General features: G+C 74.9%; 1 protein-coding gene. It reads right to left on the minus strand.

Annotated elements, in window-relative coordinates; genetic code table 11:
- The coding region (locus RM844_RS32380) for a WhiB family transcriptional regulator (protein ID WP_311671020.1) at window positions 1–403 on the minus strand (403 nt) is incomplete at its 3' end.
- Window positions 404–474: the final 71 nt, after the last annotated feature.

Below are 474 nucleotides of genomic sequence, written 5' to 3' on the forward strand. Positions count from 1 at the left end.
GTGTGCGCTCGGTGGAGGTGGTGGCCAGAGCGTGCCGCTGGGCCATCAGGACGTCGAGCAGACTGCCCTCGGTGTCCCGGTCCGCGGCGTTCGCGACGGCCAGGCGCACGGCGTGGACGTCACCGGCGGCGGCCAGCTCGGGGCCGGTCAGCCCGCCGCGTACGATCTCGTCGGCGCCCGGGTCGCCCTCGCCGTCGCGGAGGGCGAGTTCCTCGCACGCGGCGCGGACCGGGCAGGCCGCGCAGATGCGGAGCGCGGCGGTACGGCGCGGGGCCCACTCGATGTCCGACTCGCCGTCCCGGCGGAAGAAGGCGTCGATGTCGAGGCTGGTGCAGGCCGCACCGGCGTCGACCGCCGCCTGGAGCACACCCCGGCGCAGGTGCCGGGCCGTGGTGGATGTCATCCTGGTGGTACGCATGGGGTCCTTCCCGTAGAAGGTCGTGTGCGAAGACGCACCCCCGGGGGCCTAAGCCC

Origin of the sequence: Streptomyces chisholmiae, from assembly GCF_031845445.1 — a bacterium.
Taxonomy (GTDB): domain Bacteria; phylum Actinomycetota; class Actinomycetes; order Streptomycetales; family Streptomycetaceae; genus Streptomyces; species Streptomyces chisholmiae.